Source organism: Sphingomonas colocasiae (genome assembly GCF_019880585.1).
GTDB classification, from domain to species: Bacteria; Pseudomonadota; Alphaproteobacteria; order Sphingomonadales; family Sphingomonadaceae; genus Sphingobium_A; species Sphingobium_A colocasiae.
The window spans coordinates 501,783-523,797 of the sequence record NZ_JAINVV010000008.1; the positions used below are offsets into that span (position 1 = coordinate 501,783).

Here is a 22,015-nt window from a genome sequence, read left to right on the forward strand (position 1 = left end):
TTGGCGGGTTTGCGCCGCTTCGGCATCGAAAGGCCGCAGCGGCACAAGGTGAGGAGCGCATCGCCATGGAAGCATTGATCGTCGGATGGGGCCATACGAAGTTCGGGCGGCATGACGGGCTGGACATCGAGGCGCTGATCCAGTCGGCCGCGCGCGAGGCGCTCGACGATGCCGGGATCGGCGCGGGCCAGGTGGACGCGGTATGGCTCGGCCATTTCAACTCCGGCATGGTCGCGGACGGTTTCTGCTCGTCGATGATCCTCGGGATCGATCCCGCGCTGCGCTACAAGCCCGCGACGCGCTGCGAGAATGCCTGCGCATCCGGCTCCGCGGCGCTCTATTCGGCGATCGATGCGATCCGCAGCGGCCGCGTGCGCGTGGCGCTGGTGGTCGGCGCGGAGAAGATGAGCGGGCTGGATACGGCAGGCATCACCCGGGCGCTTGGCGGCGCATCCTATCAGCGCGAAGAGGCGGGCGTCTCGTTCCCCGACATCTTCGCGCGCTTCGCCCGGGCCTATGGCGAGCGCCATGGCGATCCCGCGGAGGCGATGGCGCATATCGCGGTCAAGAATCATCAAAACGCGCTCGCGAATCCGCTGGCGCAGATGCATCGGCCGCTGACGCTCGATTTCTGCCGCACGGTTTCGGACAGGAATCCGATGATCTCCGATCCGCTGAAGGTCAGCGACTGTTCGCTGATCTCGGACGGCGCGGCGGCGATCATACTCGTCGCCGACGACATGGCGGGCGATTTCGCGAAGGCGGTCCGCTTCCGCGCCACCGCCCATGTCAGCGACCTGCTGCCGCTTTCGAGCAAGGATCCGGCGGCGTTCGAAGGGCCGGCGCGCGCGATCGCGCAGGCCTATGCGCAGGGTGGCGTCACCGTCGACGATCTCGACCTGGCCGAAGTGCATGACTGTTTCACCATCGCCGAATTGCTGTTCGTCGAGGCGCTGGGGCTGGCGCCGCCGGGCGGGGGCGGCGGCGCGGTCATCGATGGCGCGACCGGGCGCGGCGGCAGGCTGCCGATCAACCTGTCCGGCGGGCTGAAGGCCAAGGGCCATCCGGTGGGCGCGACCGGCGTTTCGATGCACGTGATCGCCGCCCGGCAGGTGACCGGCCAGGCCGGGGACATGCAGCTTCCCGGCGCGGAAATCGCGATGTGCGTCAACATGGGCGGCGGCGCCGTTACCACCTATGCATCGATCCTGGAGGCGATGAAGTGAAGCCGATCTATCACGACGCGGAGACCGCGCTGCGCGACATCCTTCATGACGAGATGACCCTTCTGGTCGGCGGTTTCGGGCTGTGCGGCATTCCGGAAGCCCTGATCGGCGCGATCGAGGCGCTGGGCGCCAAAAGCCTGACCTGCGTTTCCAACAATGCGGGCATCGACGGGATCGGGCTGGGCCGATTGCTGCGCACGCGCCAGATCGCCAGGATGATCTCCTCCTATGTCGGCGAGAACAAGGAATTCGAACGCCAGTATCTCGCCGGCGAACTGGAGCTGGAATTCTGCCCGCAAGGCACGCTCGCCGAGCGGTGCCGCGCCGGAGGTGCAGGCATTCCCGCCTTCTTCACGCGCACGGGGGTCGGCACGATGGCGGCCGACGGCAAGGAATTGCGCGATTTCAAAGGCGTCACCTATGTGATGGAGGAAGCGATCCAAGGCGACCTCGCCCTGATCAAGGCTTGGCGCGCCGACGAGACGGGCAATCTTCAGTTCCGCAAGACGGCGCGCAACTTCAACGCCTCGATGGCGGCAGCAGGCCGGATCTGCATCGCCGAGGTGGAGGAGATCGTGCCCGCCGGATCGATCGATCCGGACCAGGTTCACCTGCCCGGCATCTATGTCCAGCGGCTGCTGCTCAATCCGGCCCCCGTCAAGCATATCGAGTTCGTCACCAATCGCCCGAGGGAGGCCGTTTGATGCCCTGGACCCGCAACGAGATCGCCGCCCGCGCAGCACAGGAATTGCGCGACGGCTATTATGTCAATCTCGGCATCGGCATCCCGACGCTGGTCGCCAACAACATCCCCGACGGGATGATCGTGACGCTGCAATCCGAAAACGGCATGCTCGGCATCGGCCCCTTTCCCTATGAGGGAGAAGAGGATCCGGACCTGATCAACGCCGGCAAGCAGACGATCAGCGCACTGCCCGATTCCAGCTTCTTCTCGTCGTCGGACAGTTTCGCGATGATCCGCGGCGGCCATATCGACCTGACGATCCTGGGCGCGCTGGAGGTTTCCGAGACCGGAGACATCGCCAACTGGATCATACCCGGCAAGATGATCAAGGGCATGGGCGGCGCGATGGACCTGGTCGCGGGCGCACGGCGGGTGATCGTGACGATGGATCACCTGTCCAAATCGGGCGAATCCAAGATCAAGCGCGCCTGCACGCTGCCGCTGACCGGCCGGAATGTCGTCGACATGGTGATCACCGACCTGTGCGTGCTGCGCCGCGCGGATCCCGCCTCGCCCTTTCAGCTCGTCGAATGCGCGCCCGGCGTGACTGCCGACGAGGTGGTCGCCAGGACCGAGGCGCGCATCCGCGTCTGAAATTCGGCGCCGTGCGGAAAGGCCGGACGCAAGCGGGACACCAGTTCCGCGACATTCCGTACCGAGAGCGTGGCCTTGATCCGCGCGAGATAGGCTTCGACGGTGCGGGGCGAAAGATTGAGCATATGCCCGATATGCTTTGCCGTGTGCCCCGCGCAGACGAGCATCGCCACATCCCGGTCGCGTGGGCGGAGCGCGCCGATATTCCATTGGCGGGATAGATCCTGGAAACACCACACGGTCTGCGCGAACGGATCCTGCCGCTGCAATGCCCGGCCGGTGACGGCACACCAGAACAGCGATCCGCCCTGGCGCCGCATCACGCGCTCGTCGGCATGGCGGCCGGTGGCGCGCAGCGCGCGGCCGGCATTGCCGGCCACGCGTTCGGACTCCACGATCGCGGGATAGAACAGCTCCATCGCCAGCCCGAAGAGGCGTTCGGCGGGAAGCTCGAACATCTCGGCAAATGCAGCGTTGCCATGTTTCACCACGCGATCTTCGGTATAGATCGTCGCGACGGGCGAACATTCGAAAGCCAGCGCCGCCAGCGTGCCGGACCCGCGACCCGACATCGCATCCATCCCCTCACCGACCCCGATCATGCCGCGCCATCCCGACGATCGCCCGGCATGATCGAACGGCGGGCGTCAGAACTTGCGCTTGAGCGTGATCCGCCACTCGCGTCCACGGCTCGGCAAGGCGCCAAGATCGGCGATCACCCCGGCATCCGGCGTGAAATAGAGCTTGTCGAACAGGTTATCGACGTTGAGCGTGACGTTCCACGGGCCATGCTCCGCGAAGATCGAGAAGTTCGCGACGGCATAGCTCGGATAGACGACGGCGCCCGGCAGGATCCCCGATGTCTTGGAAGCGCGGGACACGCCCGCCGTCGAGCCCCAGCGCCCCCAGGACAGCGGGTCGCTGGTATAGGTGGTGAACGCACTCACCACCGACTTCGGCACCAGCGTGTTGATGTAGTTGCCCGGCACGCCGCCATATTGCGAGAAATCGAAGGTCAGATACGCACCGCCAAAGCCATTTTGCGGCGACACGCCGACGATGCGCGCCGGCAGATAGATGGTGCTCTTGTCAGGACCGATGATCTTGGTCTGCTGGACATTGCCGACCAGCGTGAAGCTCAGATTGTCCGTCGCCAGCCAGCGGAATTCATATTCCAGGCCCTTGCCGATCGTCGGCTGCACGATGCTCGCAAGCCCGCCCAGCTGGGTGCGCTTCTGCCGATACACGTTGAGCGCGCCCAGCAGCGTATTGTCGAACAACTGGAACTTGATGCCGCCCTCGATCAGCGACGAATCCGAGACGAAGCTGTTCGGGATGTTCGACGGGCGGATATCGCCGGCCTGCTCGACCTCGAGCGCCGCCGAGCGCGCATAGGTGATATAGGGCATGAATCCGCCGGGCAGCTTGTAGGTCGCGCTGCCGCTATAGGTGAACTTGTCCTTCTTGCCCTCGACCCCCGTCTTGAGTTCCGGCGGGCCGAACACGAACACGCCCAGATCCTTCGACTTGGCATAATAGGAATCGTAACGACCACCGACGATGAGGTTGAGCCGGCCGATGACGATGTCGCTGGTCAGGAAAATGCCGAAATCGTTCCACCGGCTTTTGACGTCGGTTTCCCAACCGAGCCCGCCCTGATTGTCGAACGGTGAATCGAAGATGTCGGTGGCCGTCGGCCCGAAGACGAGATCGCGGCGATCGAGCGAAAGCAGCCCGCTATTGTAGGATTCCTTCTTCCGGCCGCGATAGGTCCGATAGGATACGCCGACAAGGTTCCTGGAGGTCAGCCCGCCGTCGAACAGGTCGAGCGGGAAGGTGACGCTCAGGCGCGATTCCGCGGTCCAGGAATTATAGTCGGCGGGGTAGCCGTAGCTGACGAAGCGTTCGTTATCGAGGCTGTCGTAGAATTGCTGCAGCTTGATCTCGGAATTGTCGCCCAGCGACTTCACCAGATCGAAATAGAAGGTGTAGGTACTCGTCCGCGAGAAATCCGCATCGCTCACGAACACCGTGCGCGGGCTGATCTTCGCGGTTCCGAAACCCGTATCGAGAACGAAGCGGGGATCGGCCGCCGGCGTGAAGCCGAAATAGCCTTTGTAGAGCGAGGTCGTGAACGGATAGGTGCCACCGGGGCTGATCTCGGTGGGCTCCAGCCGCCCGTTGCCATTGGCGTCGACCAGCACCGTATTGCGGCCGGTGATGTAATTCTGGTTGTCGATCAGGTCCTGCGTCAGGCGGTTCCAGCCCGGCGTCTGGATATCGCCCTTGGAGTGATAGGCCATCCCGCCGAACGCGACGCTCCAGTCGGATCCCAGATCGAGATCGACCGAGATCTCGCCCAACTGACGGCGCGGATTGATGCCGCGATAGAAGCTGTGCGAATCCTCGACTTCGCCATAGGCATAGATGCCGCCCTGAACGCCGCCCAGGCGAACCGGAAGTCCGATCTGCGCGGTTGCATTCTTTTTCTTGTAGCTGCCCGCGGTCAGGGTGATCTCACCGGTGGCTTCGGTCAGATATTTGCCTTCCTTGGTGGCCGACTTGGGGATGAAATTGACCAGGCCGCCGATCTTGCCGGGGCCGAACACCGCCGCCGGTGGGCCACGCAGGATCTGCAATTCCGCAGCGCCGCCGATCGGCGTGGAGAAGGTGCCCTTGTTCTCGATCCGCTTGAAACCGCGAAAATAATTTTCGGCCAGCGTGCCCCGGATCTGCACCGCCCCGGCAATGCCGAAATAGCTGGCGGTGTAGGTGCCCGGCGAAATCGCGGTCAGCTTGTCCAGCGTCTGGATGCCGTAGCGATCCAGCGTCGTATCGCTCACGAAGCTGGCTGATCGCGGCGTTTCGATAAGGGGCTTGTCCAGGCCGAACACGGTGTCGTTCGGTACCCTTTCGAGCAGGCCGACACGGTCGGCCGTCACCACGATCTCCGGGGCATCGGTCTCTTGCGGCGGCGCCGCTTCCGCCGATGCGGGCGCCGCCTGCTGGGGCTGCGCGATCGCCGCGCCGCCGGCCAACAGGCCACCGACCGCGGCGGACGCGCGCATCAATGAAACGACAAAAGAAATCCGACGATTCAACATTGAAGCCCCTCCCTACCGATCGTTCGGCTGAATTCGAAGCCCAGCCAAATCCAATTCTAATTAATATTGATTCAGATCATCGCTCTTGTCTAAGCGCGCATCGAAATTTGCATTCGATTACTTCAGAGACAAATACATCCCATCCGCCACGAACACTTTTGCTCGACGGATTGTTACACGTTCACACTTTGTCGATTTTGCTGACTTGACCTGATTCGAACCGCGATCTTTCTTTTCTGCCTATCCGCCGAAACTCGACTATTCGCGCGTATAGTCCGATGGAATGACAGGATTTTCGCCCGCTTTCACCCACAGGATGATCTCGTTGCCCCATGGATCGGCGAACGCGTGATTGAAGCCGTTGAAGGTTTCCCAATAATGGTTGCGCCACAGGATCGAGGCGCCGCGATCGACCGCGCGCTGAAGAATATCCTCGTGCGATTGCCCGTCGCCGACCAGTATCCAGATGCGCGCCTTGCGCCCGCCCACCGCCAGGGTGCGCGGTTCGACGCCGGCGGCCTCGGGATGCGGACGCGCATTCGCCGCATCGAAAATGCCCAGGTGCAGATTGCCGATCTGGCTTTCGCTGCCATCCGAATTGAGGAAGTTCCCGCCCGGCACCATGCGGTGAAACACGCCATGGGGGCGATCATCATCGCGCCATCCGAAGACTTCATTGTAGAATTTTCCGGCGGCAGCCGGATCATCCGACGCCAGATCGACAAAGATAAGCGTATTGGGAGTAGTCATTTCCGCTCCTTCTTGATTTTCAACCTAAATATTCGTCACGCTTGGGCGTGAATATGTCGAGATTGAGCACCGGGACGTCGCCGACGACCACGCCATAATGTTCGATATCGGGTGGCAGCACGAGCAACCCGCCCGGCCCGAGATGATGGACGGCACCATCCTTCCCGACATGGAAATCGATCCGGCCCTCAAGGATGTAGACGATCTGTTCGTGGACATGGCTGTGCGGGCGCGGCTCGTGCCCGGGCTGCAACCGGTTCAGCGAAACGGTCGCGCCTTCGCCGGAGAAGACCTTGCGCTGCACGCCTTCGCGCACATCTTCCCATGCCAGCGCTTCCCAGTTCGCGGCTTTCAGATCGAGCATGCGGGGCCTCCTCAAGCCAGGCCGTAGCCGCCGCCGCCGGGCGTCTCGAAAAGCACGACGTCCTCGGGTCTCATCGTCATCTTCCGCGATTCCGAAAGCGTTTCGCCATTGACCAGGAACCGTCCCGCGGCGCCCTTCTCGCCGCCGTCGAGCCCGTCCGGACCGTCATCGAGGCGGCTCGGCACGGCATTCAGCAGCCAGGGTTCGCTGGTATTCATGTGGAAGCCGATGATCTGGCCATCGCCCCCGCGCGAACGCCCTTTTCCGCCCGAGCCGCGCCGCAGTTCGCGCCGATCGAAGACGATCGGCATCGCCGCTTCGAGAATTTCGATCGGCACCGCGGCCACACCCGTGGGATAGCAGGTCGCGCTGGGGCCGGGCTTGCTCGCGCGCGCGCCCATGCCGCCGGAATAGTTGAACATGGAGGAGGTGAAAGCCTCCCCGCTCGCCTGCTTGCCCTGGATCTGCACGGTCCAGACGGCGCCGGACCCTTCGGCGATCACGCGATCCGGGATCACCTGATGCAACGCCTTCAGGATCGGCATGGGCACGAACATGCCCACGACGTGACGCGCATTGAGCGGAGAGGGATAAGCGGCGTTGACGATGCAGCCCTCGGGCGCCTTGACCCGGATCGGCGCGAGCGAACCGTAATTGTTCGGCTGTTCGGGATTGAGGCAGCTCCGCACCGCGAAGGTGGAATAGGCATGGGTGTAGTTCATCACCACGTTGATGCCGAGCGGGCTGGCGCCGCTGCTTCCGGTGAAATCGATCACGACCTCACCCTGCTCATTGTCGATCGTCACCGCCGCCTTGAGCGTGATCACCTCGCCGCCGGGCACGTCGAAGCGGCTCTCGCCATGCCAGGTTCCGGCGGGCAGGGCACGAATGGCGTTGCGCGTCGCGGCTTCGGAACGACTGATGATCTCTTCGGCGAGATCCTCGATATCGTCGAGCCCAGCGCGTTCGCAGAGAGCGATCAGGCGCTCGCCGCCAGCGCGGCCGCTGGAGATCTGCGCGGCCAGATCGCCCAGCACATGATCGGGCGTGCGCACGTTGCGGCGGATGATGTCGTGCAGCACCGGGTTCGGCTCGCCGGATTCGTACAGTTTGAGCGGCGGGATCCACAGCCCTTCCTCATGGATGTCGCGCGCACCGGCGCCGATGCCATAACCGCCGATATCGGTGTGATGGATCGTCGAGCCGACGAACCCGATCAGCCGGTCGTCCCAGAAGATCGGCGTCAGCACCGTGATGTCGAAGAAATGCCCCGCCGACAGCCAGGGATCGTTGGTGATCAGCACATCACCGGGCACCAGCCGGTTCGCGAACATGTCCGCCAGCGTCTTGCCGGCGGCGGCAAGCGAGTTGATATGCCCGGGCGTGCCGGTATTGGCCTGCGCCACCATGCGGCCCCGCGCATCGAACAAGCCGCTCGCCAGATCGCCCGCCTCGCGCACGATCGGGCTGAACGCGGTGCGCTGCAGCGCCTTGGCCTGTTCGCTCACGATCCCGATGATGTTCGACCACAGGATTTCGAGTTCGATTCCGTCCATGCTCATTTCCTGATTTCCGCGACGATGCAGCCCAGTTCGTTGATTGCCGCATCCCAGCGCGGGGGCAGCACGATCGTCGTCTCGCGCTCCTCGATCAAAGCCGGGCCGGGGATGATCTGGCCCGCCGCAAGCGTCGCCCGCTCATAGACGGGCACCGGCCCGGCATCCGGCCACAGCGTGGTCAGGCGCTCGCGCTTCGCCGCGCCCTGCACACCCGCCGCCGGCGGGGTTCCCCTGAAATCGATATCGGGGCCGACGGCGGTGAGGCGCCAGTTCACGATCTCGAGCGCGACATGCGATGGATTGACGCCGTACTGCGCGAAATAGGCCGCCTCGAAATCCGCCTGGATCGCCGCGATATCGCGATGCTGGCGCGGGTCACCCGCGAACATGATTCCGAGTTCGTTCTGCTGGCCGAAATAGCGGAGATCGGCGCCGAAGATCAGGCGCACCGATTCATGATCGCAGCCCGCCTCGGCAAGCGCGTCCATCGCCTCGGCCACCATCTCGTCAAGAAGCAGGCCGACTTCCTGCCAATCGAGCGCATCGAGCCGCCCCAGGCAACTGCGCACCAGATCCAGCCGAACCGGCGTCACCAAGGTGCCGAACGCGGACAGGACGCTCGCCTGTGGCGGGAAGATCACGGCGGAGCTGCCGAGCAATTCCCCGACGGCACAGGCATGCACCGGCCCGGCGCCGCCAAAGGCGAGCAAGGGAATGCCGCGATAATCGACGCCCCGATCGGTCAGGTGCGTGCGCGCCGCGCTGGCCATCGCTTCGGCGACGATGCGGTAAATGCCCTCCGCCGTGCGCGCGACATCGGCGCCAAGCGCTGCTGCAAGCGACGACATCGCCTGTTCCGCGGCAGCCCGATCGAGCTTCATGTCGCCGCCCAGGAAATTGTCCGCGTCGAGCAGCCCCAGAACGAGATCGGCATCGGTGACCGTCGGCGAGGTGCCACCGCGCCCGTAACAGGCCGGCCCCGGCATCGATCCCGCGCTATGCGGCCCCACCTTGAGCAGGCCAAGCGTATCGACGCTGGCGATGCTGCCGCCGCCCGCGCCGATTTCGATCATGTCCACCGACGGAATGAGCAGCGGCATGCCGCTGCCCTCGCAGAAGCGATACATGCGATCGACCTCGAACGTCCCGGTGACCAGCGGCTCGCGATTTTCGATCAGGCAGGCCTTCGCGGTCGTCCCGCCCATGTCGAACGACAGCAGCCGGTCGAGCCCCAGCCGCTCCGCATACCAGCTCGCGGCAAGCGCACCCGCGGCGGGGCCGCTTTCGATCATCCGCACCGGATTGCGCGCGGCGACATCCGCCCCGATGATGCCGCCCGAACTCAGCATGATCAGCACCCGGTTGGGGATGCCGGCTTCTTCCAGGCCGACCTGCAGTCCATGCAGATAGGGCTGGGTGATCGGCATGGCATAGGCATTGACGGCGGTCGTAGATGCCCGGGGATATTCGCGGATCTGTGGGGCGATCGCCGAGGATAGCGAAATATGGAGCCCGGGCGCCTTCTCGCCCAGGATCGCCGCCACCTCGCGCTCGTTCGCGGCGTTGCGGAAGCTGTTGAGCAGGCACACCGCCACCGAGGTGACGCCTTCGGCCCGCAGCCGATCGGCCAGCGCCTCGACCTCCGCCCGGTCCACCTGCTTCGAGATCGAGCCGTCCGCGAGCGTCCGTTCGGTCACGCCGAAGGTCAGCGCGTCCGGAATGAGCGGCGGGGCGAATTCGATCTGCGGATCGTACATCTCATAGCGATGCTCGTTCCGGATCGAGAGCACATCGCCGAACCCACTGGTCGTGATCAGCGCGGTCGGCGATCCCTTGCGCTCGATCAGCGCGTTGGTGACGATGGTGGTGGCGTGGACGACGACGCCGGTTACGTCCTTCGGGCTGACCCCGGCCTTGTCCAGGACCAGGCCGACGCCCCGGAAGAATCCCTTTTTGAGATCGTCATGCGTCGTCAAAGTCTTGTCGAGACTGAGCGAACCATCCTCACCGCGCAGAACAACGTCGGTGAATGTGCCGCCAATATCGACCGCAAGCGAATAAGTCATGCTACCTTTACTTTCCAGACAAAGTTACCCGAAGCCGCGGCGGCAGCCGCCAAGACTTCATCAAGTTGTTGCTGAGCAGGCGGATCAGTGATGAACTGCGCCGACCCGACCAGCGCTAGGCCACCGCACCAGTCTCCGCGATGATCGAACACCGGCGCCGCAAGGGCATTCACGCCCAGCATCAACTGGTCGGGCGCCGACGCCCAGCCCTGCCGGCGCACCTGTTCCACCGCGGCGATCAGCCCCTCTTCGCTGGTGATCGTCGCGGAGGTCCAGGCCTTGAGCGGCCCCTTGGCGACGGTAGGAAGAAGGTCGGGCGGCCCAAAGGCCAATGCCAGAAGGCCATGCGCGGTGGCATGATAATCCAGGCGCGCGCCCGGCTTCACGCCGAATTCGATCAGGTTGCGGCCGTGGAGAAACTCGAGGACGACGACCGCGCCATCGATGAACGCCGATGCCGTCACGGTCTGCGAGGTCTGCTCGCGCAGCCGCGACATTTGCGGCCGCATCGCGGCGAGCAGGTCGAAACGCTCGCGCACCGCATCGCCGAGCGTCATCAGCTTGATCGCGATTTCGTAACGCTCGCTCTCGGCGTCCTGACGCACATAACCGCGCGTCATCAGCGACCGGAGGTGACGATGCGCCCTGGCCTTGGAGATGCCCAGGTCGCGGGCGATCTCGGTCAGGCGGCAGGGACGCGGCGCCTCCGCCAGCAGTTCGATCAGGCTCAACACCAGATCGACCGATGCAAGGCCGGATTCCTCGTTTCCTTCTATTTTGCAAAGATTTGTCAAAATATTTCGGCCCGTGTTCCGCTGAGAGAAACGATGATCTGCTCTGCGATCCAAGTAACCAGCAACCGCCAAATCGGGCAATGGCGCGACTTGACCAATGGTGCACGCCGACATGTCGGGAGGTTGTTCTATTGCTGAAAAGTCCGTCCAGTGTTGCCATCCACGGAAAATGAAGGAATTTCGGCCGATCATTCCTGGGGAGCCCGCCTTGACCAGCCTGCGTGAACGAATTCGACGGCGGGAGCCGATTCTCGGCACTTTCCTCAAAAGCGCGTCGCATCATGTCGCCGAGGTGCTGGGCCGCGCCGGGCTCGATTTCATCATCGCCGATGCCGAACATGCGCCCTTCGGAATCGGCGAGATCGATCGCGTCGTGCTCGGCGCCCGCAGCGCGGATATCCCGTGCTTCGTGCGCCCGGCGGATCATTCGCCTGCATTCATCGGCCAATGCCTGGACCTGGGCGCTGAAGGGATCGTCGCACCGCATGTGATCGATGGCGACGGCGCGGCCGATCTCGTCGCGGCGATGAAATATGCGAAAGGCCGGCGCGGATTTTCACCATCGACGCGCGCGGCGGATTTCGGCGGGCATGCGGCCGGCATGCAGCGGGCCCAGGCCGATGCCCGGAGTTCGCTATGGTGCCAGATCGAGGATAAGAGTGCGCTGTCGCGGCTCGACGATATCGCACGAACCGACGGCGTCGATTGCCTGTTCGTCGGGCGCGCGGACCTGGCGATGTCCCTGGGTGCGGAGGGCAATGGCGATCCCCGATTGATCGAGGCGGTCGCCACCGTCGCACAGGCCGCGAAGCGCAACGCGATCGCCTTCGGGATCTTCATCACCGATGCGGGTGAGATTCCCGAGTTCCTGCAAATGGGCGCATCGGTATTCGTGTGCGGATCCGACCAGAGCTACCTGATCGGCCAGGGACGCGCCAATCGCACCGCGTTCGCGCATGCGATCGGCGCCGGTGGAACCGTAACCCTCGTTTGATCAGCCGGCGTGGCGCCTATGCGCCCCACACCTCGCGCGCCTTTTCGTACACGCCCTGATCGTAGGAGAACTCGACATTGTTGCCGTCGGGGTCCTTGAGCATGCAGATATAGCCGACATGCTTGGGCATCTGCTTCGGACCGAAACCAAGGCATCCATCGGCGCTCGCACGCGCGGCGACCTCGTCCACCGCTTCCTTGGTCGGCAGTTCGATGCCGATATGCGCGAACGGCGCCATCGGCGGATGCTGCGCCGGCGCGAACGGATCCTTGCCCTCGAAGAATTGCGCGAGCACCAGCACAAAGGGATTGTCGGCCGTCGTGGAGTCGCCGAGCCAGGCATTATAGCCCAGCATCTCCTGCCCGCGCTGGAGCAGCTTGAGATGGGTATAGCGTTCATACCAGGCGATGGTTTTCTCGATATCCTTCACGTGCAGCGCGATATGCGTCCAGCTCGCCCGGCGGGGGCGATGGTCGTGATTGATCTGATCGGACATGGTCGCCTCCGCTGACAATAGACTTCAATCGACTGATGACATCAAATGCGCCGACGTGACTTGGACGAGCGCGCACGACATCCTGCTCTGCATATTGATCGCATCGTTGTTGCGGAAAACCGGTTCCCACTTTTCCGCACGATGCTTTAGAGTTTTTCCGCCGCCGCACAAAAGGCGCGCCACCCGCCGAAGTCCGTAATGTTCCGGGCACCGACGATCGCGCGCGGTTCGCCGACAAATCCCTTCACCGGCTCGCCATCCTCCAGCGTCAGCGTGCCGATCGCGAGCGGCGCGGGCACCTCGGCGGTGAAGCTGCCGAAGGCCGGCAGCCCCAATTCATAGACTTCCACCTCTATGGCGCCGCCGCCATCCCCGACATGCACCAGCGCCGGCTTGGGCGGCACGCTGTCCGCCATCGCATAGAGGTCGTAGCAGGGGGCGGTCCGGCACTGGCGGACCAGTCGTGCGCCACGCGACGACAATTGCCAGTTGAGCGGCATGCCCGAAAGATGGGCGCCGACAACCGCCAGCCTGACCGTATCGGCAGGTGGCGCAAGATCCAGCTGGGGTTTTTCCATTGCGATGTCCTCGAGATCGCGGGCGAGATCGGCCAGCGCCGGGTCGCTCCATGCCGGGCCGATCAGCGTCACGCCGAAACCCGTTCCATTGTCGCGAAATCCGCATGGAATCGCGATCGCGCACAGATCCAGCATATTCACGAAATTGGTGTACAGCCCCAGATTGGCGTTCAGGCCGAACGGCTCGGCCAGCACCTCATCGATCCGATAGATGGTGGGCGCGGTCGGCAGGAGCAGTGCGTCGACCGTCCCGAAGATTTCACGGCAAAGCCGCTCATAGCCTTTCAGCGCGGCCAGGTCCTCGAACGCCTGCCCCGCCGTCATCTGGCCGCCGGGCGAGACGATCGCGCGCACCACCGGATGGATGGCGGCCGGATTGTCGCGCAACAGGTCCGAAACGACGCTGTGGCGCTCGGCCACCCAGCCGCCCTGATAGAGGAGTTTGGCGCATTCGAGCAGTGGCGCGATATCGACATCCACCAGGGCGAGGCCCGATTGCTCGGCCTTTCGGCGTGCCCGTTCGTAGAGTGCCTGCGACTGGCCGTCGCCGCACCAGTTCAGGTTGCGGGCGAGCGGAATGCCGATCCTCGCGATCGCGGCGGGCGCGCTCGATGCGGTGCGCGAATAGGGATCATCGCGATCATATGCCGTCAGCGCGCGATCGATCACCAGGGCGTCCGCGATCGTCGTGGTGAAAAGGCTGACGCAATCGAGCGACCGGCACGCCGGTACGACGCCGCGCTTGCTCCACCGCCCGCAGGTCGGCTTGAAGCCGATCAGCCCATTGAACGCGGCCGGCACCCGCCCCGATCCGGCGGTATCGGTGCCGAGCGCGAAGGGCACGATGCCCGCCGCCACGGCAACCGCCGACCCGGAACTCGAACCGCCAGAGACATAATCGCGATTATAGACGCAGGCACAGGCGCCATAGGGGCTGCGGCTGCCGACCAGGCCGGTCGCAAACTGATCGAGATTGGTCTTGCCGATCGGGATCGCGCCGGCATCGATCAGGCGCTGGACGGCGAACGCGCTTTCGTCCGCGACATATCCGAAGGCCGGACATGCCGCCGTGGTCGGCACCCCGGCGAGATCGATATTGTCCTTGATCGCGAACGGCACACCCGCCAGCGGCAGGTCTTCGCCCGCTGCAACACGCCGGTCGACCTCGGCCGCGCGTCGCAGGACATCTTCGCGCGACAGGCGGGTGATCCAGGTCTGCGGCTGCACCGCGTCATAGGCATCGGCCAGGGCCAATGTCTCTTCGGCGATCGCCACCGCCGATCGCCGGCCGGCGCAGACCTCTGCTGCGAGCGCCGCCACGCCCTGTCCGACACCGGTCACAGCGGCGCGAAATCCGGAAACCCGCCCTTGTGATACAGCAAGGGCGGCACATCCGAGGCGAAGTCGACACGAACGCCGCGACCGATGAAGATGACGTGATCGCCCGCATCATAGCTGTGTTCCAGCGTGCAATCGATGAAGACCGGCGCGCCGATGATCTGCGGCGAAGCCTCTTCCAGCGCGCGATGCGGCAGATCGGCGAAGCCGCTCGCATTCGGGCCGTTCGCAAAGGCGAATGCCAATGCCTGCTGCCCCCGGCCGAGGATGTTGACGCCGAACGCCTTACGTTCGGCGATGGGACCGAAGACACGGCTGTTGCGCCCGGAACAGATCGACACCAGCGGCGGGTCGAGCGACGCCGAGCAGAACGAACTGTACGTCGCGCCGATCGGCCGATCGCCCTCCCAACTCGTCACCACCACCACGCCCGAGGGGAAGGATCCCATCGCCGCGCGCCATTCCTCCTGTGTCGGCGCCACCGGATGCATCACAGGATCGGCCATACAGGCTGCCTGGGCAGCCTGGTCCGCGCGATGATCTCCGCGCCGCGCTGCCGGGCATCCGCCATCAGTTTCTCCTCATCGATCCGTGTCGCTCGCCCGCCCTCGATCACGCGGACGCCATCGATCCAGACGCTGTGCACCGGCCCCAAAGGCGCGCACAGCGCCAGTTGATAGACCGGATCGAAGATCGCGCTCCATTCCGGGCTATCGGTGTCGTGCAGAACCAGATCCGCCTTTTTGCCGATTTCGAGCGATCCGATCCTATCGCTCATCCCGAGCGCGCGCGCGCCGTTCAGGGTCGCCAGCTCCAATATGGTCGCCGGGCCGAAGATCGTGCGATCGATGCGCGCATCGCGGAACAGATGCGCCGTCAGCCGGGCCGACGCCAATATGCCGGTCGCCAGTCCGTCGGTTCCGAGCGCCAGGTTGACGCCGGCGGCAAGCATTTCGGGATAAAGCCCGTGCTGCGAAATGCCGAAGCCGCCCTGCAGCGCGGCATGTGGACACAGGATCGCCTGGGTGCCGGTCTCGATCAGGATATCGAGTTCCGACCGGTCGATATCGGCGAGATGGGTGAGGCAGATATTGGGGCCGAGCACGCCGATCGCCGCGAGATGCTCGAGCGGACGGCGGCCATGTCTCGCCTGGAACCAGTCGGGATCCGACGGCCGCGCGCTCATATGCGCGGACACGCGGATGCCGTGCCGATCGGCCAGCGCCTTCGCCGCCTGCCAGACCTCGTCCGAGTTCGTCGAATGCCCGACCAGAACCGGCCAGGCCGCAAGCCTGGCGTCTTCGCTCTCGGGGTAACGGGCGATCTCGGATTCGAGGATCCTGATCGCATCGGCGGATTTTCTGGGCTGGTCCTCCGGATTGGCCGCACGCCCCTCCACCCATTCGCCCACGCGCCCGCGAATGCCGGTCTGCGAGAGCCCCTCCATCACCGCATCGAGCTGGCGCACCGTTCCCGCCTCGAGAAAGCAGGTGGTGCCGTTCCGCATCATCGCCAATGCCGCGCATTGCGCCGAGATCGCCTCATCCTCAGCGGATTGCGCGCGGAAGATCGGGATCACCCAGCCGCCCATCACCTGCGACGGCGCCTCTCCCGGCCCGCCCCGCTTGAAGCCACGGGTGAGCGGATCGCCGGTGATATGGATATGCGCATCGACGAAACCGGGCGTCATCACGAAGCCGCGCGCGTCCACGACCTCCCTGGCGGTGACGCTGCGCGCCAGTGCGTCACGCTTGCCGATCGCGACGATCCTGTCGTCGGCGATCGCCACCGCACCATCCTCCACCACATGCCGTTCGGCATTCATGGTGATGAGGGTGGCGCCCGAAATCAGCAGATCGGCGACAATCGCATCTTCAGCCAAGCAGGTTCCTCCGAATGATCTTTTCCAAAACGCAGTCAGCCGAAGCGGAAACCGGAGAGATGCGCTTCCATGGCGACATCGCTGAACACCTGCTCACCCGGCGCATCGCCCGCGGCACCGGCCGCGACCATCAGCGGCAACAGATGTTCTTCGCGCGGATGCGCATTGCGCGCCGCCGGCGCTTCCGCCCAATGCGCCAGCCCGCGCCAACGCGAGCCCGCGTCCTCATCCCTCACAGTATCGGTCAGCCACCGGTCGAAGGCTTCCGACGGCGCGGTCGCGGCCGGGGTCCGGAATGCGCGCATATTGTGATAGCTCATGCCCGACCCGATGATGAGCACACCTTCCTCGCGCAGCGCCTGAAGCGCTTGCCCCGCCTTCAGATGCACCTCGGGATCGAGATCGCGCGTCAGCGAGAGCGGCACGACCGGGATATCGGCATCGGGAAAGATCAGCAGCAGGGGAATGAAGATCCCGTGATCGAAACCGCGCGACGGGCTGGTTCCGGCGGCAAGGCCGGCGCCCTTCAGCAGTTCGACGATGCGCGCCGCGACCTCGGGTGCGCCCGGTGCCGGATATTGCAGTTCATAGGTGTGGGGCGGGAACCCTGTATAATCGTAGATCATCGCGGGCGCCGCGGCGGTGGAAGCGGTGAACACCTCCTCTTCCCAATGGCCCGAAATCACGACGATCGCCTTGGGCTTGGCCGGCAGAGTGGCGGCAAGACTCCGCAGCCAGGCCGCCATCTTGTCCCAGGTATCCGCAGGGCCGCCCATCTGCCGCCAGTCCATGAAAAAGCAGGGCCCGCCCCCGTGCGGGATGAACCATGTCGGAAAGATCGTATCCGTCGCGGCGCCTTGCTGGCCTGGGGCTTTGGTCATGGTTCCTCGCGCTGTCTCGACTGCGCTCCGACCATAGAATGCGCGGGCGGAAAATCTTGATCAGAGACGCGGGCAGACTTGGCTGATCCTGTCGAAGAGCGGCCAGGCCGCCGCGGCTTCGGGGGGCGCCATGGCACGCTTGCCCGTGGCGCCTCAGCCCCAGACCTCGCCGAAGACGCGGTTGAAATTGCCGCCGATGACCTTTGCGATCACCGCATCCTTGACGCCGGCCTGCGCCAGATCCCAGGCGATCACTTCCAGCCGCCGCGGCGTGTTCAGACCCGGCGTGCTGAACGGCATGCCGCTGTCTTCGAGCGGTGCGGAGATGTTGTTGCCCGCGCGCCCGGCGATGAACCGCTTGAGTTCGGCGCGATAACCGTCGTCATAAAGGATCGGCGTGATCGACGTGTCGCTGCCGATACCGACATGATCCTCGCCCGCCACTTTCAATGCGTGGACGATGTGGCGCGTCACCAGCGCGCGGCTCGGCCCCAGCGTATCGATGCCGAGGAACGGCATGATGTAGATGCCGAGCACGCCGCCCTTCGCGGCGACCACCCTGAACACCTCATCGGGCTGGCTGCGCGGGTGATCGTACACCGCGCGGCAGCCGGTGTGGGACAGGATGATCGGCTTGCTTGATTCGCGCGCGGCATCGAGTGCGGTCTGCGCGTGCGAATGCGAAAGATCGACGATCGCGCGCCGCGCGGTGATCCGCCGGATCGCCTCGCGGCCCACGGCTTCCAGCCCCGGCGCCGGATCGCGCGACAACGCGCCCGAACCGATGCTGCTTTCCTGATTATAGGTGAGTTGCATGATCAGGACGTTGGCAGCGGCGAATTCGTCGATCAGGTCCAGATTGTCCTGCATCCATTCCAGCCCCTGGAAACCGAGCATGATGCCGAGCTTGCCGCCCGCCTTGGCGCGCGCGATATCGGCATGGCTCTTCACCAGCATCAGCGTGTCCGGATGGCGGGCGATATCCTCCTTGATATTGGCGATGCGCTCGCGCGTGCGTTCGAGCGTCGGGCCGCCAACCGACATGTTGACCGCCGTCAACCCGCTCGCCCGCACATTGCGCAACTGTTCCGCTGACAGATCCTTGCCGCCGACGGGATAGTTGACGTTGAACGTATTGGGGCTGGCGAGGCAGTCGATCGCGACCGAATTCCTGTAGAGCGCCTTGATGCGGGGCGGGATCGGCCCGGGATTGTCGGCAGGCGCATCCGCCGCCCAAACGGCGCCGGGAAGCAGGCCCGTGCCGCCGGCAAGAGCAAGTCCGCCCAGCGCGAACCGGCGACGGTCCAGCTTCGGTAAGGATCGATCGGTCATCATGGCCCCCGCAATTGTTCGTCGAATTTTCCGATTCGAAAACTGTCATGCGCGGCGCGGGCGGTCAATCGAGCAACGCGCTGTAGACCAGGGTCCGGATCTGCGGCCGAAGCAAGGCGTTGCCGGGATTGCCCATGTCCTGCGCCAGCGCCACCACGACCAGATCCTTCTCGGGATCGACCCAGAAATGCGTGTTGGCGGCGCCGGCCCAGTAGAATGCCCCGGCCGAACTCATGAAGCCGGCCGCTGCGGGATCCTCGACGACCGCGAAGCCCAAGCCCCAGCCAACCCCCTTGGCGAACCCCTCCCTCTGCTTGTCGTCGAGATGATTGCGCGTCATGAAGCTGACCGTCTGTGGCCCGAGCAATCGCCGCCCCTCGAAGCTTCCACGGTTGAGCAGCATCTGGCCGAACCGCCAGTAATCGCTCGCAGTCGTCACCATGCCGTAGCTTCCCCCCTTTCTGGGGTGGTTGACCGCATAGCTGTTGACCGACCAGGGCTGACGCAGGAACACCGCGTCGGCGGGCGGAGCATGCGCCTCGTCGTTGCGCGTCAGTTTCCCGTCGCGGCTCCAGTAGAGCGTCGCCAGCCGGTCGGCGCGGTCCGGCCCCACCCACCATCCGCTGTCGACCATGCGGAGCGGCTGGAGGATTTCGCGCTCGACAAAGCTGTCGAAGGGCATGCCGGAGAAGATCTCGACCAGTCGCGCCTCGATGTCGGGCGCGACGCTGTAATTGTAGATACGACCCGGCTGATAAAGCAGCGGGATGCCGGCCAGCCGTGACGTCATCTCCGCCATGGTCACGTCCAGATCGAAGACCTTCCGCTTCACATATTCCTGATCGACCGCATTGGGATTGAAGCCATGGCCGAACCCTGCGGTGTGCCGCAGAAGATCATGGATCGTCGGTTCGCGTTCCGCCGTCACGGTATCACCCAGCGGCGATGTCGGCGTTCTCAGCACGCGAAGATTGGCGAATTCGGGAATATATCTGGAAACGGGTTCGTCGAGCTGGAAATGCCCCCGCTCGTACAGCATCATCAGCGCCGTGGCCGCGATCGGCTTGGTCATCGAATAGGCACGGAAGATCGTGTCGGGCGCCATGGCGCGCGACTTTTCGATGTCCGCATGGCCGATCGACTTGAGATGAACGATCTTGCCATGCCGCGCGATCAGGATGACGATGCCCGACATCTCACCCTTCGCGACCTTTGCCTCATAGAAGCGGTCGATCCGTTCGAGCCGCTCGGCCGAGAAGCCCGACCTGGCCTGCGAACCGGCGACGGGCGCGGCGGCGGGAAGCGGGACCGCAGCGCCGACCATCAATAGAGCCGCGAGAATCGAACCTCTCAAGCGCGTGAGCAAAACCCTTCCCCCTTGCCGCCTATGGTGCGGCCGGGAGCTTATCAGCGACGATCCGTCAGACCAGCGGTTTTGGCGACCGGCATCGTCGCCGGCTGTCAGCTCGCGCCGACGCCTCGCCAATCGGCCATGACGCGCGTCAGCACGTCGAGCGGCATCGCGCCCTTGAGCAGGCCTTCGTCGTGAAAGGCGCGCAGGTCGAAGCGCGGGCCGAGCCGCGCCTTTGCCTCGGTGCGCGCGGCGGTCCAGGCGCGCCAGCCGAGCATATAGCTGCAGGCCTGGGCCGGCTGGACGCAATAGCGCTGCACTTCGCGCACCGCCTCGGACTCGCTGTTGCCGAGCGTCGCGGTCATGTAGGCGATGCTCTGTTCGCGGGTCCAGCGCCGCGCATGAATCCCCGAATCGAGCACGAGCCGCGCCGCGCGGAACATCATCGAGGCGACATAGCCCAGCCGCGCAAGCGGATCCTCGCGATAGGCGCCCATCTCGTCGGACAGTTGCTCGGCATAGAGCGCCCAGCCTTCGGAGAAGCTGGAGAAGAGCGGCATGCGCCGCAAGGTCGGCAGGCCCTCCGCCTCGTTCGACAATGCGTTCTGCAGATGATGGCCCGGCACCGCTTCGTGATAGACCAGGGTCGGCAGGTCGAAGCGCGGCCATTCCGCCATGTTGCGCAGGTTGATCGAGAACAGGCCGGGCCTTTGCCCGTCCAGGCTGGGCGGCTGATAGGTGGCGCCCGACGATCCTGCCTCGATCGCGAGCGGCATGCGCTGGATGGTGACGCCCGCCCTGGGCAGATGCCCGAAGGCATCGGGCAGCCGCGCCAGCATGGCGTCGGCCATACGCTGGAGATCGGCGATCAGCGCGGCGCGGCCGGCATCGCTGTCGGCATAGAGCTGCGCCGGATCGCGGCGCAACGCGGCGATGCGCTGCGCCACGCTCCCCTGGGTCAGCCCGCGCGCCTTCAGGATCGCGTCCGCCTGGGCCGTCAGTTCGGCGACACGCTCCAGCCCGATCCGGTGGATCTCGTCACCCGCCAGATCGGTGGTCGTCGCCGCGCGGACGGCATAGCGATAATAGGCCTCGCCCTGCGGAACGCGCCAGACGCCGGCATCCGCCGTCGCCTTCGCCAGCGCGCCCGAAAGCAGGTCCGCCTGGCGCTGGAGCGCGGGATAGATTTCGCGCGCGACGATGCGTTCGGCGCGCGCCTGCCATTCGCCGGCGACGCCCGCCGCCGCCGCGCGCCGCACCAGGGCCGAGACCATGTCGCTCCGTTCGGGCGGCACGCGCATCAGTTCGCTCAACTGAAGCAGGGTCGTCCGCAGCACGAAATCGGGCGGCACCACGCCCGTGGCGAAATCCGCGCGCGCGCGATCGCTTTCCTGATCGAGCTGGACCGCGAAAGCGGAAAGACGCGACAGATAGGCATCAGCATCCGCCACCGTCTTGATCGGGTGCTGGTTTTCCAGAAAGGATGGAACCGAGCGATAGGCGCCGCTCAATTGCGAGACGATATAGGGAATGGCGACGCCGACATTGGGGTCGCCATAACCGAAGCCATAGCTTTGCAGGGTCGTGTCGGCGAGGAATAGCGCCGATTGATGATTGACCCAGTCGGCGGGTGAAAGCGTCTTCGGATCGAAGCGGACGAGCCCCGCCTTCATCTCCGCGAACAATCGCCGCATCGCATCGGCGCCGGCCTGCGAGCGATCGTCGAGCTTGCCGCGCGCCGCGGCGTTCGCGCCGGTATCGAGCCCCGTGATCGTCATCAGTTGCGGCGAGGAAAGGAGCGCCTGGCGCATCGCTTCCTCAAGCAGGGCGGTGATGCCGTTGCCGGCGGCGGGCAGGATACGCGGCCATCCGGCAAGCAGGGCGACAGCGGGCAGCGACAGCAACGAACGGCGATTCAACATGGGCTGCGGTTTCCGCCTTCCCGCGCCGGAATGCAATCC

19 protein-coding genes are annotated in these 22,015 nt (G+C 64.9%); 4 read left to right on the plus strand and 15 right to left on the minus strand.

Going from position 1 to position 22,015, the window contains the following annotated elements:
- Window positions 1–65: 65 nt before the first annotated feature.
- The 3 genes from K7G82_RS17940 to K7G82_RS17950 are packed head-to-tail and all read left to right on the plus strand — an operon-like array spanning window position 66 to window position 2,565.
- Window positions 66–1,226 (plus strand): thiolase domain-containing protein, encoded by a 1,161-nt coding sequence (locus K7G82_RS17940; RefSeq protein ID WP_222991276.1) that lies wholly within the window; start codon window positions 66–68, stop codon window positions 1,224–1,226.
- Complete coding sequence (locus K7G82_RS17945; RefSeq protein WP_222991277.1) at window positions 1,223–1,930, plus strand: CoA transferase subunit A; 708 nt, start codon at window positions 1,223–1,225, stop codon at window positions 1,928–1,930. The genes K7G82_RS17940 and K7G82_RS17945 overlap by 4 nt, the downstream gene beginning before the upstream one ends.
- On the plus strand, window positions 1,930–2,565 hold the full coding sequence (locus tag K7G82_RS17950; RefSeq protein WP_222991278.1) for a 3-oxoacid CoA-transferase subunit B: 636 nt from the start codon (window positions 1,930–1,932) through the stop codon (window positions 2,563–2,565). The genes K7G82_RS17945 and K7G82_RS17950 overlap by 1 nt, the downstream gene beginning before the upstream one ends.
- On the opposite strand, the gene K7G82_RS17955 is transcribed toward K7G82_RS17950, so the two are convergent.
- The 7 genes from K7G82_RS17955 to K7G82_RS17985 all read right to left on the minus strand — a co-directional run bounded on the left by K7G82_RS17955 (window position 2,490) and on the right by K7G82_RS17985 (window position 11,394).
- Window positions 2,490–3,167: a helix-turn-helix transcriptional regulator gene (locus K7G82_RS17955; protein WP_222991279.1), complete on the minus strand. Its 678-nt coding sequence runs from the start codon at window positions 3,165–3,167 to the stop codon at window positions 2,490–2,492. The genes K7G82_RS17950 and K7G82_RS17955 overlap by 76 nt on opposite strands.
- Window positions 3,168–3,212: 45 nt before the next feature.
- Window positions 3,213–5,669 (minus strand): TonB-dependent siderophore receptor, encoded by a 2,457-nt coding sequence (locus K7G82_RS17960; protein WP_222991280.1) that lies wholly within the window; start codon window positions 5,667–5,669, stop codon window positions 3,213–3,215.
- A gap of 258 nt (window positions 5,670–5,927) precedes the next feature.
- Entirely contained in the window at window positions 5,928–6,419 is a 492-nt protein-coding gene (locus K7G82_RS17965) for a VOC family protein (protein WP_222991281.1), read from the minus strand.
- A 19-nt stretch (window positions 6,420–6,438) separates the two neighbouring features.
- Window positions 6,439–6,783 carry a cupin domain-containing protein gene (locus K7G82_RS17970; RefSeq protein WP_222991282.1) on the minus strand — a complete coding sequence of 115 codons (345 nt, stop codon included), beginning with the start codon at window positions 6,781–6,783 and terminating at the stop codon, window positions 6,439–6,441.
- Between the two features lie 11 nt (window positions 6,784–6,794).
- Window positions 6,795–8,339: a hydantoinase B/oxoprolinase family protein gene (locus K7G82_RS17975; protein ID WP_222991283.1), complete on the minus strand. Its 1,545-nt coding sequence runs from the start codon at window positions 8,337–8,339 to the stop codon at window positions 6,795–6,797.
- A gap of 2 nt (window positions 8,340–8,341) precedes the next feature.
- Window positions 8,342–10,408, minus strand: a complete 2,067-nt coding sequence (locus tag K7G82_RS17980) for a hydantoinase/oxoprolinase family protein (RefSeq protein ID WP_222991284.1) — start codon at window positions 10,406–10,408, stop codon at window positions 8,342–8,344.
- Complete coding sequence (locus K7G82_RS17985; RefSeq protein WP_222991285.1) at window positions 10,405–11,394, minus strand: IclR family transcriptional regulator; 990 nt, start codon at window positions 11,392–11,394, stop codon at window positions 10,405–10,407. Before K7G82_RS17985 ends, K7G82_RS17980 begins: the two co-directional genes overlap by 4 nt.
- Before the next feature lie 16 nt (window positions 11,395–11,410).
- On the opposite strand from K7G82_RS17985, the gene K7G82_RS17990 reads away from it, so the two are divergent.
- A complete protein-coding gene (locus K7G82_RS17990) occupies window positions 11,411–12,196 on the plus strand; it encodes an HpcH/HpaI aldolase family protein (protein ID WP_222991286.1) in 786 nt (261 codons plus the stop codon).
- Window positions 12,197–12,212: 16 nt separating this feature from the next.
- Here the strand turns inward: K7G82_RS17990 and K7G82_RS17995 are convergent, their stop codons facing one another.
- The 8 genes from K7G82_RS17995 to K7G82_RS18030 form a co-directional block, all read right to left on the minus strand.
- On the minus strand, window positions 12,213–12,692 hold the full coding sequence (locus K7G82_RS17995) for a VOC family protein (protein WP_222991287.1): 480 nt from the start codon (window positions 12,690–12,692) through the stop codon (window positions 12,213–12,215).
- 146 nt (window positions 12,693–12,838) lie between these two features.
- Entirely contained in the window at window positions 12,839–14,611 is a 1,773-nt protein-coding gene (gene atzF, locus K7G82_RS18000) for an allophanate hydrolase (protein ID WP_222991288.1), read from the minus strand.
- Window positions 14,608–15,114 (minus strand): flavin reductase family protein, encoded by a 507-nt coding sequence (locus K7G82_RS18005; protein ID WP_222991289.1) that lies wholly within the window; start codon window positions 15,112–15,114, stop codon window positions 14,608–14,610. The genes atzF and K7G82_RS18005 overlap by 4 nt, the downstream gene beginning before the upstream one ends.
- Entirely contained in the window at window positions 15,099–16,490 is a 1,392-nt protein-coding gene (locus K7G82_RS18010) for an amidohydrolase family protein (protein ID WP_222991290.1), read from the minus strand. The genes K7G82_RS18005 and K7G82_RS18010 overlap by 16 nt, the downstream gene beginning before the upstream one ends.
- Window positions 16,491–16,525: 35 nt before the next feature.
- Complete coding sequence (locus K7G82_RS18015) at window positions 16,526–17,371, minus strand: DODA-type extradiol aromatic ring-opening family dioxygenase (protein WP_222991291.1); 846 nt, start codon at window positions 17,369–17,371, stop codon at window positions 16,526–16,528.
- A gap of 153 nt (window positions 17,372–17,524) precedes the next feature.
- Window positions 17,525–18,703: a dipeptidase gene (locus tag K7G82_RS18020; protein WP_222991292.1), complete on the minus strand. Its 1,179-nt coding sequence runs from the start codon at window positions 18,701–18,703 to the stop codon at window positions 17,525–17,527.
- A 64-nt stretch (window positions 18,704–18,767) separates the two neighbouring features.
- Window positions 18,768–20,027: a serine hydrolase domain-containing protein gene (locus K7G82_RS18025; protein WP_222991293.1), complete on the minus strand. Its 1,260-nt coding sequence runs from the start codon at window positions 20,025–20,027 to the stop codon at window positions 18,768–18,770.
- Between the two features lie 137 nt (window positions 20,028–20,164).
- On the minus strand, window positions 20,165–21,976 hold the full coding sequence (locus K7G82_RS18030; RefSeq protein WP_222991294.1) for a DUF885 domain-containing protein: 1,812 nt from the start codon (window positions 21,974–21,976) through the stop codon (window positions 20,165–20,167).
- Between the last annotated feature and the right edge of the window lie 39 nt (window positions 21,977–22,015).